Source organism: Saprospiraceae bacterium, from assembly GCA_016716185.1.
In the GTDB taxonomy this organism is placed as follows: Bacteria; Bacteroidota; Bacteroidia; order Chitinophagales; family Saprospiraceae; genus Vicinibacter.
Window position 1 is genome coordinate 419,958 of the sequence record JADJWV010000001.1, and the last position, 13,986, is coordinate 433,943.

The 13,986-nt window shown below is 40.5% G+C and carries 13 protein-coding genes; 5 read left to right on the top strand and 8 right to left on the bottom strand.

Features of this window, described 5'->3' with window-relative positions:
• Nucleotides 1-123: 123 nt before the first annotated feature.
• Complete coding sequence (locus IPM34_01595; GenBank protein ID MBK8954238.1) at nucleotides 124-2,187, bottom strand: hypothetical protein; 2,064 nt, start codon at nucleotides 2,185-2,187, stop codon at nucleotides 124-126.
• 137 nt (nucleotides 2,188-2,324) lie between these two features.
• Nucleotides 2,325-3,452 (bottom strand): glycosyltransferase family 4 protein, encoded by a 1,128-nt coding sequence (locus tag IPM34_01600; GenBank protein ID MBK8954239.1) that lies wholly within the window; start codon nucleotides 3,450-3,452, stop codon nucleotides 2,325-2,327.
• A gap of 147 nt (nucleotides 3,453-3,599) precedes the next feature.
• Here IPM34_01600 and IPM34_01605 point away from each other — a divergent pair, with 147 nt between their 5' ends.
• Nucleotides 3,600-4,502 (top strand): prohibitin family protein, encoded by a 903-nt coding sequence (locus IPM34_01605; protein MBK8954240.1) that lies wholly within the window; start codon nucleotides 3,600-3,602, stop codon nucleotides 4,500-4,502.
• A 186-nt stretch (nucleotides 4,503-4,688) separates the two neighbouring features.
• Here IPM34_01605 and IPM34_01610 read toward each other — a convergent pair whose 3' ends face one another.
• Nucleotides 4,689-5,624, bottom strand: a complete 936-nt coding sequence (locus tag IPM34_01610) for a M48 family metalloprotease (GenBank protein ID MBK8954241.1) — start codon at nucleotides 5,622-5,624, stop codon at nucleotides 4,689-4,691.
• A gap of 489 nt (nucleotides 5,625-6,113) precedes the next feature.
• Complete coding sequence (hutH, locus tag IPM34_01615) at nucleotides 6,114-7,604, bottom strand: histidine ammonia-lyase (GenBank protein ID MBK8954242.1); 1,491 nt, start codon at nucleotides 7,602-7,604, stop codon at nucleotides 6,114-6,116.
• A gap of 274 nt (nucleotides 7,605-7,878) precedes the next feature.
• On the opposite strand from hutH, the gene IPM34_01620 reads away from it, so the two are divergent.
• The 4 genes from IPM34_01620 to IPM34_01635 all read left to right on the top strand — a co-directional run bounded on the left by IPM34_01620 (nucleotide 7,879) and on the right by IPM34_01635 (nucleotide 10,484).
• Nucleotides 7,879-8,388 carry an OmpH family outer membrane protein gene (locus IPM34_01620; protein MBK8954243.1) on the top strand — a complete coding sequence of 170 codons (510 nt, stop codon included), beginning with the start codon at nucleotides 7,879-7,881 and terminating at the stop codon, nucleotides 8,386-8,388.
• Nucleotides 8,389-8,400: 12 nt separating this feature from the next.
• A complete protein-coding gene (locus tag IPM34_01625) occupies nucleotides 8,401-8,907 on the top strand; it encodes an OmpH family outer membrane protein (protein ID MBK8954244.1) in 507 nt (168 codons plus the stop codon).
• Between the two features lie 3 nt (nucleotides 8,908-8,910).
• The gene (gene murI / locus IPM34_01630; protein ID MBK8954245.1) at nucleotides 8,911-9,714 is read left to right on the top strand and encodes a glutamate racemase; all 804 of its coding nucleotides are present in this window, start codon (nucleotides 8,911-8,913) and stop codon (nucleotides 9,712-9,714) included.
• A gap of 281 nt (nucleotides 9,715-9,995) precedes the next feature.
• Nucleotides 9,996-10,484 (top strand): hypothetical protein, encoded by a 489-nt coding sequence (locus IPM34_01635; protein MBK8954246.1) that lies wholly within the window; start codon nucleotides 9,996-9,998, stop codon nucleotides 10,482-10,484.
• 24 nt (nucleotides 10,485-10,508) lie between these two features.
• On the opposite strand, the gene tnpA is transcribed toward IPM34_01635, so the two are convergent.
• The 4 genes from tnpA to IPM34_01655 form a co-directional block, all read right to left on the bottom strand.
• Entirely contained in the window at nucleotides 10,509-10,898 is a 390-nt protein-coding gene (gene tnpA / locus IPM34_01640; protein MBK8954247.1) for an IS200/IS605 family transposase, read from the bottom strand.
• A gap of 602 nt (nucleotides 10,899-11,500) precedes the next feature.
• The gene (locus IPM34_01645; protein ID MBK8954248.1) at nucleotides 11,501-12,013 is read right to left on the bottom strand and encodes a rhodanese-like domain-containing protein; all 513 of its coding nucleotides are present in this window, start codon (nucleotides 12,011-12,013) and stop codon (nucleotides 11,501-11,503) included.
• Nucleotides 12,010-13,053, bottom strand: a complete 1,044-nt coding sequence (locus IPM34_01650; protein ID MBK8954249.1) for a diphosphomevalonate decarboxylase — start codon at nucleotides 13,051-13,053, stop codon at nucleotides 12,010-12,012. The genes IPM34_01645 and IPM34_01650 overlap by 4 nt, the downstream gene beginning before the upstream one ends.
• Nucleotides 13,043-13,744 carry a DUF4294 domain-containing protein gene (locus IPM34_01655; GenBank protein ID MBK8954250.1) on the bottom strand — a complete coding sequence of 234 codons (702 nt, stop codon included), beginning with the start codon at nucleotides 13,742-13,744 and terminating at the stop codon, nucleotides 13,043-13,045. Before IPM34_01655 ends, IPM34_01650 begins: the two co-directional genes overlap by 11 nt.
• Between the last annotated feature and the right edge of the window lie 242 nt (nucleotides 13,745-13,986).

Here is a 13,986-nt window from a genome sequence, read left to right on the forward strand (position 1 = left end):
AGAGTAAAAAGATTTACATTGTTCAAAAAAAAATCCACGTATATTATACCAGTATACAGAGTAATTTCAAAAAAAAAGCCTCGCATTTGCGAGGCCTTTTCTTTAATAATTAAACTTCCGTTATTATTTTATAACCATAACTTTTTGTAAACCCTCAGCATTTTGACCTACTACTTTAACATAGTAAAGCCCGGGTGTCCATTCACCAGCGTTTACAAACAATGATTTCAGTCCTGTTTTTTCTGCGTGAATGATATTGCCATTTTCATTTGCGATCATGATGCGGAGTTCGTCAGAACCTTCAAACGCACTCATGTCGAGGAAGAAATAATCGCTGGTTGTATTTGGGTATGCTTTTACTTCTTTTTGCGAAACCGGATTGTCGTTTGATACTACGTACTCCAGATCTCCAACATTCGATTGAAGTATGGATTTGTCAGATTCCTGCAACCAAGCAAAAACTTCCAGATCCGTAAATTCTTCAATGCTATGCTCGGTCGCCAGATTGATAATATTAGCAGCCTGAGCATCTAACGGCAATCTGTATGAGCCCGGTGCGGTCCACGTGAAATTAAACGTCTTCGATCCATTGGCATCGATTACACCAACAAGTGTACCGTTAACATCGGGGATCATTTTTTTCATGACATGTGGAAATTCTGTCTCTCCGTTGTTTTTAATGTTTTTGTATGTTACTTTCTCGGCAACAGCAACGTATAATCTCGTTGTAGGTGTTGTTGGAATTAAAGCTCCAACATCCACTTTGATGTCGATTTTTTGTCCGTTAACAGTACCAGATGGCATCACGGTATGAAATGCAGGAATGCCCTGCCATTCTTCAAAAATAGAAGTGGTGTAGCCGTTTGGATTTATGTTTGTTTTACCATCGAGCAGTGTAGCAGGAATTGCATTGATACCTCCGTAATAGGTGCTCCTTGAAGCGCACTCTGAGGTATAGTAAGGATCTCCAGTGCCCGGGAAATAAAAATGATAAGTCAATTCAGTGTATTTGCCTTCGTATTGAGAAACCACGGCATGAAGTGTTTCATTTCCGGGTTTGCATGGAGGACAAGTGGAAGAACTGAAGTTTTCGTGCATCAATTTGCGTAGAACTGCTGAATCATTTACAATGATCACAGATCGGATCGTGTCATCTGCGGTTGCAGTTGGATCACTATCGTTGATTTTACTCATCCAGGATTTAATGGTATACGTTCCTGGTCCGGGAACCATGACCGGAGTAGGATGTGTAAGATTAAATTTGCTCAGAGGTGCAATATTTAAATTGTCGATATCTGCATTTACGGAAGCTACAGAGCCATCATTGATGTTGTAAGAATAAGATACTTTAGTAATTGGCAATGCTCCGCTGTTTACAAAGGAACCCGTTAAAGAAACTGGAAACTCACTAGTCAAATAATATTTTTTGAAATCATGTTTTACACCCAGAATATCATTATCGGGCAAAGTTCCAGGAACAAATTCAAAATAACTATTGTCGTCAACCAAATAATTATTGGTGTTTACGCTTTGATAGTTGGGAGATCCCTGAACCTGAATGGCTGTAGTTTTATCCAATTGCAAACCAATGGTCAGGCTTGTTTTGTCCTGACAAACAGCGCCATTGTTTACACATTGTGTGCGTTGATCCACGATGTAAACTTTATTGGTTGTTTCTTCCAATACAATTGAAATGTAAATCCATCCGGCTTTTAGATTTTCTTCGCTGAATGAATTATAACTGATCCAATGTTGTCTGTTTGGTGCAGTTCCAAATGTTTTTGTAACCACATAATCACTTGCAGCACAACGCAAACCCCAAACAAGGATCGATCTGTTAGGAATTTTGTCGTTAGGTAAATCGGTATTGGCAGAATCGATCACGGTATTATCGCCGGTAGCAAAAGTGAGCACGCCGCTTGTGTTGACTTTGTACTGGGTTACATCAATTCCGTTGAATTTGAATGGAAAACCAATGTTCCGGATGGCTGACCAATCTCCGCTTTTGCGGGGACCTGTTAAAATAGTAGTCCATCCGGTGGGCAAACCACCTCCGGGAGGATATTCGTTGTCTTTGTTAAGACCACCAGGATTTTGGCCGGCGCCAATAAAAGGCAGGTAATAGTACTGGGCATTGCTGGCCGAAACACCCAGACAGAAAAGAAGAATTAGGTAGAATTGTTTCATGTTGGTACGATTTGGACACAAACTTAATATAATTCTAATACGAAAGTTTAAACAATGGGTACTTTTAACATATAATCTATTTTAACATACGCAACAGATAGTCTTTCATTTGGTTAACAGGGCTTTATACCAACAAATCAGCGGCTTGATGTGGTCTTGACGATTTGATTATGGACCGCTTCCATGCTTTTTTGCCAATCAAAGGATTGTCGGTGCAAGGAGCCCAGGGAGATCCGTTCAGATCTTTTTTCATCTCTTGTGGCAAAAACCAGTTGATCTGCAATTTCTTCTATGTTTTCGGGATCAAACAAATAAGCTCCTGGTCCGGCGACCTCGGGAAGAGAAAATGTCCGCGACACCATTACCGGAATGTTGCAATAAAGCGCTTCAAGCACAGGGACACCAAATCCTTCGAGGAAAGAAGGCAATACCAGCGCAAATGCTGATGCCGTAATTTTTGCCAATTGGTCCCCTGCGATATAATCCAAAACAATGATTTCTTTTTGATAGGGTGAATGTTGGAATGCTTGTTCGAAATTTTGGAAATCCCAGGCTTTCCTGCCCACAAGGACCAACTTAAAATCTGAATTCGTTTTTTCTTTAAACAAATTGAATGCCCGAATCAATCCGCTCACATTCTTTCTGGGGTGAATAGCACCTACAAATAAAAAGTAAGGACAACCATCGCTATACTCGTTGCGAACCTGTAATTGTTCTGCTTCTTCTAATGGTTTGAAATAATTTCTTACGCCATTGTAGGCAATACTGGTCTTGGATTCAGCATCGGGAAAATGTTGAATCATATCAAGTTTGGTGGCTTCTGAAACGGCAAAAAGATGATTTGCTTTAGACAATTGCCTGGGAACAAAATACTGATAATATTTTCTTACCAGCCAGGGCACTTGTTCGGGAAAATGCAAATAAGCAAGATCGTGGACAACCATCAACTGAGGAATATTTGAACGCAGCGAACAATAGCCATCTGCATGAAACAAGCAATCCAATTGGTACTTTTTTACAGCAGCGGGAATGGAATATTCGAACCACCAATACCACAATAAGGGATGTCTTGCTGGTGGAAACAGAACGACATTTTTTACAGATGGATGTGAAATGAGAAACGGCCTCATCGGCCTGTCGTAGAAAAAAATATACTCGTGTTCGGGATACTGATGCACCATTCTGTCCAGAATCTGGAAACTATACCAACCAATCCCTTCGAGTTTACCAGGCAATAAAAACCGTGCATTGACACCGATGCGCATTTAAACTAAATTAATCCTGGCAAAGGTAGACGATTCAACAAGTGAATCCTTATCTTTATCGGGGATTTGCGGGATTTGGTCGCAATTCTTTATAATTTCGGAACGCTTGATCGCAATCCGTATGTTTTTTAAATACAATCAAATTTTATGGCGCTAATCTCTATTGGTATAATCATGTTGCTTGTCGGGTTTTTGATTAAAAACCCGGATCTTGGAATGACAAAAGCTTTGCGCATCATTCGGGCAACCGGGGTGGTGATGATTCTCGTTGGATTTCTGATGTCGAGTGTTGTTGAAATCGATGCGGGTAAAATCGGGGTGAAAAAGTTATTCGGGAAAGTGCATCCCAACATTCTGGAAAGTGGATTGCACGTGGTCAATCCTCTGATGGAAATCATTCGTCTGGATGTAAAAACCCAGAATTATACCATGAGTGGTATCCACGATGAAAACAAGCAGGTTGGCGACGATGCCATCCGGGTGCTTACCAATGACGGATTGGAAGTAATTATCGATCTAACGGTACTTTTCCGTATGAATAAATCAGAGGCGCCGCGCATTGTCCAGGAAATTGGCACCAACTATGTCGATAAAATTGTGAGACCTATAGCCCGCACCAAAATCCGCGACAACGCCGTTTATTACCAGGCGATTGAATTATTTTCGACGAAAAGAGACGAATTTCAGCTCAAAATATTTAAAAGTATAGAATCCGATTTTAATTCCCGCGGACTGGTACTCGAACAGTTGTTAGTGAGGAACATCGTACTGCCACAATCTGTTAGTGCAGCCATCGAAGAAAAAATCCGCGCCGAGCAGGATGCCCAAAAGATGACCTATGTTTTGCAAAAGGAAAAACAGGAAGCCGAGCGAAAAAGAGTAGAGGCTCAGGGTATCGCAGATTACCAGAAGATCATCAATGCCACCCTCACCGACAAGCAGCTCCAATACGAATGGATCAAGACCTATCAGAATCTGGTCAGCTCGGGCAATTCAAAAGTGATCGTAATGGATAAAAACACACCGGTGATTATTGATGGGAAGAATTGAGGCGGAAAGACATTTAGAAGTTTAGACCTTTAGGCTTTTAGAAGGGAGATTTTTTAAAAATCTAACAATTGTTAGTTATTAAAATTGCTCCGTTTTTATTAAAAGGCGCTAAATTTTCGCTATACAAACCAATAGTGAAGCCTAAAGCCTAAAGCCTAAAGCCTAAAGCCTCCAAGCCTCCAAGCCTTACTTTCCTCCACCAGGCTTTTCCAGTTTCTTTTGTCGTTTGTCCTGAGTATTTGCAGGTGTTGGAGTTTGTGTTTTGGCAGGTGGTTTTTGAGAAGTGGAATCTTTGGGTAATGTTTTTGATTCAGTTGGTTTGACAGGCGCAATTTTAACTACCAGTTCTTTGATTTTTGCGTATTCCTTAGCATAGGTTTCTTTACCTGTACAGGCCAATTGTTTGTTTTTCGAATCGATGTTCTCGATTCTGTTTTTGGGATTGGGGTGTGTGCTTAACCAGGAGGGAGGTGCAGGTTGATTTTCCATTTTCTTAAAAAAGCCCGAAGCCCCAGCTGCATTGTAGTTGGTTGGACATAAATAAACCACGGACATGCTATCTGCCTGAGTTTCGTGTGCGCGGCTAAAACTCAAAGACAATAAAGCAGTGGCCACTTGTTTGATCATTTCCTGTTTACCCAAAGCTGCATCCGCAAGTATTTGAACTCCTAAACTTTTACTCAGTTGTTTGGTGCTATGTCGTTTTGCAGCATGTGCAATTTCATGTCCGATAACTCCTGCAAGCTGATCTTCTGAATCGAGAAAGCTAATAAGCCCGGTATAAATATAAATATAACCTCCGGGTGTGGCAAACGCATTCAACGTGTTGAGATCATTGATAAGAGTGACTTTCCATTCAAAATCATTTGCGTATTCGACTTTTCCTGCTTTGAGAATTTTTTGAACAATGGATTCTACATAATTATAAACAAGTTCATTTCCTTTTCTGGGCAGTTCAGGATATTCAGCCTGGTTTGAGGAAATTTCCAAATAAACTTTTTTCCCCAATTCAACGTCCTGTGATACCGGAAAAAGATTGAGATTGTCCCAACCCTCTTTTAAGGTTTTGCACGAACTCGTCAAAATAAAAACAAGCAAGGCGCTTCTCAATAAAAATTTCATGGTTGTAAAGATAAAAGGAAATGGGAAAAGAAGAACCGGAAATCGAATTCCCGTCTGAGGAAATTTAAAGCTGAAGACTTTTAGGCTATTGGACTTTTAGGAGGAAAGCAATTTTTGGGAAAAATAGAAATTAAACTTCGCAATTTCTGCCAACTTGAAGGGAAGTCGCAAAGTTGTACAAAATACTTTGTTGTAAAGTTGATCTGCAAGGATTATTCAAATAGACCAAATGAAACAGTTCGGGAAGAGAAGGGAACATGGACTTTTCGCTCTGATAAAATATAGTGAATTATTTATTTTCTAAAATATTAAGCATTTTATCGGGATTTTGACATTTAGGCAATTAACATTAGTTAAGATAGTTGAACATTGCATTGTTAAATTTCTACCGCGATGACACCAAGACGCAAAGGAACACTAAGAATTTTGTTGGTAAGAGAATCTACACGGATTATTAAAAAAGCTAAAATCCGAGGTTTACTAAAAAAACTAACAATCAATAGCAGAACATAAATATTGCCAGCTTCCCTCGTAAAAATCTGCAGGAACGTGGTCTTCTAAAATGATTGGAAACTGATGTAGATAATTTTTTACCAGTGTTTCTAATTTGGGATTAAGTTTTACATCCTTTCTAAAGTGCAGTGCTCTGCATGCAGTCATCCATTCCATGGTCAATACCATCGAGGTGTTTTTGACAATTTGTTGGTGCTTAAGTCCGGCATTGGCGGCCATGCTGACATGGTCCTCTTGTCCTTTGGAAGACACAATCGAATCGACAGAAGAAGGAGATGCCAGTTGTTTGTTCAAACTTACTGCGGCGGCGGCGGCATATTGAACGATCATGTAACCGGAGTTGAGTCCGGCATCAGTGGTTAGGAAATCGGGAAGTCCGCGGAAACCGCAAACCAGTTGATAAAGCCTTCTTTCGGAAATATTAGCCAATTCGCACATAGCCAGCGACAAATGGTCGGATGCAAAGGCGAGGACTTCGGCATGGAAATTTCCTCCTGAAACGATTTCTCCCGAACTCAGCAGAAGTGGGTTGTCCGTAACCGCATTGATCTCGTTTTCTGCAGTTTGCCGGATGTAATTGAGATTATCCAGGCAAGCGCCATGGACCTGGGGAGCGCAGCGGAAGCTGTAAGGGTCCTGTACCGATTTGTCTGGCCGGGAATTCAAGTTGCTGTTTTCAAGCCAGGACGAAATTTCAGCAGCAGCATTGATTTGTCCGGCTTGCTTGCGGAGCGCATGTATTTCGGGATGTAAAAAGCTTGTCGTGCAGTTGAATGCTTCACAAGACAGGGCTGAAATCAAGTTAGCCAGATGGTATAATTTTTCTGCCCGCATCAGATTGTCGAGCAATAAAGCCAGAGAAAATTGGGTGCCATTTAAAAGAGCCAGACCCTCTTTAGCTTTCAGCATGGGAGCTTTGAGGCCCTCGTTTTGTAATACCATCGAAGCAGGGATTTCCTTTCCGTTGAGGAGAAAACTCCCCTCTCCTATACAAGGAAGAAACAAATGAGCAAGCGGAGCCAGGTCGCCGGAAGCTCCCAGTGAACCGATTGTTGGAACTTTAGGATAAAGATTTCTATTGTAAAGTTCGATTAAAAAAGCGACCAGTTCCTGCCGGACTGCTGACACCCCTTTGGAAAGGCAGATGATTTTAAGCAACAGGCAGATTCGCACGATTTTCTCGGTGGCAGGTTCTCCAAATCCGCAAGCATGAGACCTGATCAGATTGGACTGCAGTTCGTCCAGCTGGTCGCCAGGAATAACAACATTGCAAAGTGCCCCAAAACCTGTATTGACCCCATAATAGGCTTTATCGCCATGTTGAATTAAAGCTTCCAGGACCGAACGCCGCTCCTGAATCATCGACAATTGATCGGGACTAAGTGAAATTTTCTGCTCCTTTGTCAGCAGGGATTTTAGTTGTTCGAAGCTTATTTCGTGGGGCCCTATTTCGGCAATCTTATGCATGCCCAAAGATAAAACAGCCCAGGCAAGTAGGCCTTTGATTTTCAATTCCAAAATAAAGCAATGCTTTTTTGCCGGAACTCCATACCGGCCAGATTTTTAATAGTCAATTTAAACAGGAGAATTAGGTTAAGGTGGGGTTAAATAAGCCGGGTCGGAAACCAGAACCAGACAATTTAAGTTTAATAGCAAAAGAAAGCAGCTAATTTTTCAAATTCTGTACTTTTGTGCACTTTTTGAAGAATTGAAACGTTTAACGAAATTCAATCTGATCAACATGAACTATTTAAAAATTCTATTCCTGGTTTTTGTCGGTATGACCGGCTTACATGCTCAAAAATTTGCACTGGTAGACGTCAATAAAGTTTTGGACAATCTAGAAGAATACAAGAGTGCTCAAGACGAGTTGGACCGTATTGCAGCCGGGTGGAAACAGGAAATTGCGGTGGAGTACGATAAAATCAAAGCGCTGTATAACAAATACCAGGCTGAGCAGGTATTGTTGACTGAAGAGCAGCGCAAGCTCAAAGAAGAAGAGATCACCAATCGCGAAAAGGAAGCCCGAAAAATGCAGAAAGATAAATTCGGTGAAGATGGCGAGTTGTTTAAAAGGAGGCAGGATCTGGTGAGGCCAATACAAGATAAAGTGTATACCGCTATTCAGGACTATGCCCTGGCGAACAGTTTGGATGCTATTTTCGATACGAGCGGAACGGCAGGAATTATGTATTACAACAAAGACCTCGATAAAACAGAAGCGATTCTCAAGAAACTAAAAACCAAATAAATAATTTCAAAAATGAACAAGATCTTTTCAATTCTTTTATTTCTGATTGCAACATTGATTGGAACAACGCATGCTCAAAAATTCGGTTATCTGAATTCGCAGTTGCTTATGTCTGAATTGCCCGAAGTCAAGCAGGCCGATGCCACGCTTCAGGCTTTGCAAACGCAATTGGAAAAAAAGGGGCAACTCATGGTTCAGGAATTGGAAACCAAATACAAAGACCTTCAGAAGAGAGAGCAATCCGGCGAAATCAGTCCGAAAGCATTGGACGAAGAAGCAAAAAAACTCAAGGAACAGGAAGGCGAATTGGGTAAATACGAGCAGGAAGTCCAAAAACAATTGTTGTCGAGAAGGCAGGAATTGTTGCAGCCGGTCATAGACAAATTAAACAATGCAATCAAGCAGGTGGCAGCAGAAGGGCAGTTTACCTATATTTTTGATTCCAGCGCGGGAATGCTTTTGTTTGCGCAGGAAAATCTGGATGTCACCGCCCTGGTTAAAACGAAGTTAGGTATTTAACCAGTGGATGCCGGTCGGCCCATAGGTATTTTTGATTCCGGAATCGGGGGACTGACCATTGCATCGGCTATTCATAAATTGCTTCCCGAGGAAAGCATCATTTATTTTGGGGATACTGCGCATTTGCCGTATGGCGAAAAGTCGCACGACGCCATTCGATATTTTTCACTGAGGATTTGCAATTTTTTACTCGAGAATAAATGCAAGGCGATTGTAGTTGCATGTAATTCAGCATCGACAGCCGCATACGAAGTATTGCTTGAATTTTTCAGAGAAAAGGCGGTATTTGTCAATGTAGTTGATCCTTTGATACAAGCCGCTTGTCGATTGAACATAAAACACGTAGGATTAATTGCCACACACGCCACTGTTCAATCGGGAGTCTATCAGAAAATATTTAAGGCAACGAATCCGGATATAGAGGTTGGAGCTTTGGCGACGCCATTACTGGCACCGATGATCGAAGAAGGATTTGTCAATAACAACATTAGCCACAGCGTCATTGAAAATTATTTATCGGATCCGGCTCTTTCTCATATAGATGCTTTGCTGCTGGCTTGCACCCATTATCCTTTGATCAAAAATGAGATCGAGAATTATTATCAAAAAAAGATCGCAGTTATGGATTCGACCGAAGTCACTGCGAAGCAGTTGCAAGAAAAACTTCGAGTAAAAAATTTACTCAGTAGTAAAAAAACGTTACAGGACCATTTTTATGTATCGGATTATTCAGAGAATTTTGCGAATGCGACCAGGTTGTTTTATCCGGAAAATATAAATCTGGAATTGAAGAATATTTGGGTCTGAGGTTCAACTTTTAGAAGTTTCGGCCTTTGGGCCTTTCGAAGTTTCGACATTCGAACATTCATATCAAAAGCCTGAGTTAACGTTTCGATTTTCTTCTATAAAGCCACGAAGTGTTCAAATGACATAAAGAAAATGGATGGTATGCTAATATGGATTTTAACTGTTTAACCCGTATGGTCCAAGCTCAATGATCGCCGAATCACCATTAATTTTATATAACTAGTTGGAATAAGGAATTTAAAGGAAGAAACTCATGTTGTAATTTTAAATAAAAATAAAATATGAATCCCATTCATTTGCATTTGTTGGTCAATCACGTACCCATTTTTGCCGTGTTGTTTGGCCTGGCTTTAATGGTTTATGGATTGTTTTTTAAAAATCGCGTAGTTCAGATGACTGCGCTGTTCTTTTTTGTTTTTGGCGCATTGTCTGCATTGCCTGCCAATCAATCAGGCGAATCAGCCGAAGATGCCATAGAAAATATTGCCGGTATCGATCACCAGATCGTAGAGGAGCATGAAGAATCGACAAAGCCTTTTTTTATTGGTACGGTATTGTTGGGAGTGGTTTCGTTGATTACGTTGTTCTTACACAAGAAACAAAAGGCCTTTGCTTCAAAACTACATATTCCATTAGCCATCATGGCGATGGTTTTGGGCGTTTTTGCTTATCAGGCGGGAGTGAGTGGGGGTAAGATACGCAGGCCGGATTTAAGGGATGGAGCTGGCAGCATTCAGATGCAGCCGGCGAGGGAGCATGGGGAGGATTGAATTTGAATGGGTTAAAACCCATTCTTATTCAATAAATTCATCGCATTCATCCCGGAACGTGCTTTTGCTGTGATGCTCTTCCTGATTTTTTATGTATTCTCTGACTCGATCCAACAAGGATTCAGAAACAGAAGCTGCATAATATTCATCCTGCCATTCAAATTTTTCTTGGGTTAATTTATTTTTGTTTATCCAATAGGAAGATTCCCCTTTAATTAATTTCATTACATTTTGTAGGCTGTGATCTCCACTCATTGAAACTAGACAATGACAATGATCGGTATAGCCATTGATGAAATCAATGTAAATGCCTTTTTCCCGGGCATTTTCTCGGATGTGATTCCATACATTTAATCTTAATTCTTTGGAATGAAGATATGGGTATCTGTTTTTGGTACACCAGACAAAATGAATATAGACTTTTAAAAAGGATCAAATCAAAAATATGGGGAGAAATCAACTTTGACGTCAATTTTTAAATAAATTCACGGATTCAAAAAGCCCAAAATTATCCAATTGACTTTCACTTATTCCTAAGATTCATTGTTCTTTTTTGTCTTGATACAAAAAAGAACCAAAAAAAATCAAGGCTGTTTTCATTTCTTAACGCTAAAACTGACTTAAAAAGCTAAACAAAATAAACTCGCCTTGATCTGCCGTGTTGGCCCATTGCTTATATGTCATAAAGGATTTATTATAGCTTTAAGCGAGCTCAAACAGTATTTTGTTCTTAACGCTTTTTAAATCAGTTTTAGCTAAAATGAAAAAGGCCGATCTGAATTTCTGATCTGTTTACTAATTGGACATACTGATTTTATTTATTTCAGATACCAAAATTGCTTCATTTCAACTTAATCCCCATATATTTTACCTGACCCTTTAAAAAGGACATAGGGAGTTAGCAATAAAAAATTCGTTCTCGCGTCCCAAGTAAGGGCTGGATTCAAAGCTACAAAATTATCAAACAACAAGAAATTTTGATTTCATTTGCGATGAATAAGATTTTTTTAATAGATTCAATAGATTTTTTTAATGTCCGGATTTACCATCCACCTCCCCCATTTTCTATTGTAAACATGTATGTTATTTGTATTGGATCCGGTAACATCTACAACCGGATATCCCCGATTGACCCATTCGAAAATGCTGCCGTAAAGGTTGTACACATTTTGATATCCTGATTTGATGAGTTGTTCGCAAATTTTTTCACTTCGATAGCCTACTGAACAATAACAAACGATGCGGGCAGATTTGGGAATGTCTTTGACGGATTGCAAGTCGAAGGAATTGTAGCCAACCCATCGTGAATTTTTTAAGTGTGATACCTCGTACTCTTTGTATTCGCGGGTGTCGAGTATATAATATTGGTCTGCATGGTTGTATAAGTCAGCACAATCCAATTCAGGGACCAAGTGATCCAGCAAGGACTGAAGTTTCTTTTCGAAAGCAGGGTTGTGAACAATAACTTTTGTCTGTGCAGAAAGCGACAAAGAACAAGCGAACACACAAAAGGGAATTATAATTTTCATGACAGACAAACTGGTCCCGTTCCAACGAGATCCCTGATCAGTTTTCCCTCTGCAAGATATTCGGGCAGGCTTGATTCTATCCAGGATTCAATTTCTTCCTGATAACGCTGCGGAAAAAGTAGGTGGATGTTGGGTCCTGCATCTATTGTAAAGGCCAGCGGAATTTTTGTTTCGTTTCTGAAATTGCGGATGGCGTGGATGATACGTAAGGAATCGGGTTGCAACAACAGATAATATGGGTTTGAACTCATCATCAAGCCGTGCAGGGTCATGGCTTCTGTTTCACAGATCTGAATAAATTTTTCAAGATCGCCGGTTTTTAAAGCGGGCAATAATTCTTTCAAATGATGAAAAGCCTGTTCGATGCGGCCTTCTCTGAAAAAATGACGATTCATGAGATCGTGACCGGCCGATGAAGACACGGATTTTACTCCGCCACTCACGATGAAAATGTAATCGCAATAATTTTTAAATTCCACATGCACCTCGTCAGCCATTCCAATTCCAAATTCATCAGAACTGTCGTGCTGTTGCAAAAAATTTCCCCAAAGGCTGGCAACCGGAAACACAGATCTGCTTGCCGAGCCGGAACCCAGGCGTGCAAACCATGAACCCCGGCGAAAAAATTGAGAATCAGATATAAATGAATCAGGAAATAAGTGTTGTTCAAATGAAACAATGCATAAAGCAAGCGCACTCATCGCAGAAGCCGAGGAGGCAATACCCGAAGAATGCGGGAACGTATTCGCACTGTTGATTTCCAGGTGCCAATCCTTCAGCCATGGGAGGTAAATGTCCAGTTTATCTAAAAAAGATAGAATTTTTGGTTCGAATCCGGGTTTCGGTTTTCCTTCAAACAAAAATTGAAAACGCTTTTGCTCGTCCGGAGTTCTTTTTAACCAATGTACAGAGGTATTGGTATGACTTTCGGATAGTGTTAAACTTAAAGATGGATTCATGGGGATCTGGTCGGGCAGCTTTCCCCAATATTTGACGATGGCAATATTTGACGGACTGATCCACTGTGTTTTAATTGACATGGCTGTTGAGGTCTTTTTTCATATCGAATTCATCGAGAACGGCATCCATAACGGGATCCACCCCGTCTTTGTATTTTTCTTTGATCTTGTAACCGTTGAATTTTCCAATTTGATTGTAATAGAAAGCTGTAAATCCGCCGCGCAGTTCTTTTACGATTGAATGAAAGGATTTATCCAGTTCGCGTTCGACCATTTTGATCAGGATCAAACCCTGAGTTCGCGTCAGATTTTTTAAGGTGTTTTCGAACTGTTGCTCCAAGGCCTGATCGATTTGGTCGACAAATTTACGTTTTTCTTTATCAGTCATACCCGCCGTGGCTTCCTGTACCTGCTGGTATAGGCGCACAGAATGGGCTGCATAGGGGTAAACGACAAAAGCATAGCGGCGGTATTTTAAGTAGCGTTCCTGATCGGCAATCGAATCAAATTGTCTTAAGGGAAGTATGCCGGTTAAATCCAATAACGTGGTGAGTAAAGTATCGCCATCATCGATGCGCACTTCCGTTTCCATGCCGTTAATCCATGTATTGTACACAATGACGCTGTCTTTTTGCGCAAGGCAGCAGTTGAGGATTGAAAAACAAAACAATAGCAAACGAATCTGCATGTTTATAAAACGAAATTGTTGTGATTTGAGTTTATGGCATTTATGGATTTCAGGAATGGAGTCAAAGGTAGCTCTATAATGCACAGATCTGTCTTGAAATTTATACGAATCCAAACTCCGGTGAAAGGAATTGGGAGCAGAAATAGCCGGACTCCTTTTTGAACTTCGCCGAAATGAAAAATGCGCGGGGCTCTAATAAAGGAATGCAATAAGCGCACTTAAATTCTCTTAAAAAACGGAATTTGGCTACCAATCGCCCGTTTCCCTAAAATCTGTTCAAATAAGGGACACCCTGGATTGAACTCTTCCAAAATAACCGGGTTCGT

Bases quoted from the DNA above. Each gene is read 5' to 3' on its own strand.
- IPM34_01595 (MBK8954238.1), bottom strand. From the start codon at position 2,187: ATGAAACAATTCTACCTAATTCTTCTTTTCTGTCTGGGTGTTTCGGCC.
- IPM34_01600 (MBK8954239.1), bottom strand. From the start codon at position 3,452: ATGCGCATCGGTGTCAATGCACGGTTTTTATTGCCTGGTAAACTCGAA.
- IPM34_01605 (MBK8954240.1), top strand. From the start codon at position 3,600: ATGGCGCTAATCTCTATTGGTATAATCATGTTGCTTGTCGGGTTTTTG.
- IPM34_01610 (MBK8954241.1), bottom strand. From the start codon at position 5,624: ATGAAATTTTTATTGAGAAGCGCCTTGCTTGTTTTTATTTTGACGAGT.
- hutH (MBK8954242.1), bottom strand. From the start codon at position 7,604: ATGCATAAGATTGCCGAAATAGGGCCCCACGAAATAAGCTTCGAACAA.
- IPM34_01620 (MBK8954243.1), top strand. From the start codon at position 7,879: ATGAACTATTTAAAAATTCTATTCCTGGTTTTTGTCGGTATGACCGGC.
- IPM34_01625 (MBK8954244.1), top strand. From the start codon at position 8,401: ATGAACAAGATCTTTTCAATTCTTTTATTTCTGATTGCAACATTGATT.
- IPM34_01635 (MBK8954246.1), top strand. From the start codon at position 9,996: ATGAATCCCATTCATTTGCATTTGTTGGTCAATCACGTACCCATTTTT.
- IPM34_01645 (MBK8954248.1), bottom strand. From the start codon at position 12,013: ATGAAAATTATAATTCCCTTTTGTGTGTTCGCTTGTTCTTTGTCGCTT.
- IPM34_01650 (MBK8954249.1), bottom strand. From the start codon at position 13,053: ATGTCAATTAAAACACAGTGGATCAGTCCGTCAAATATTGCCATCGTC.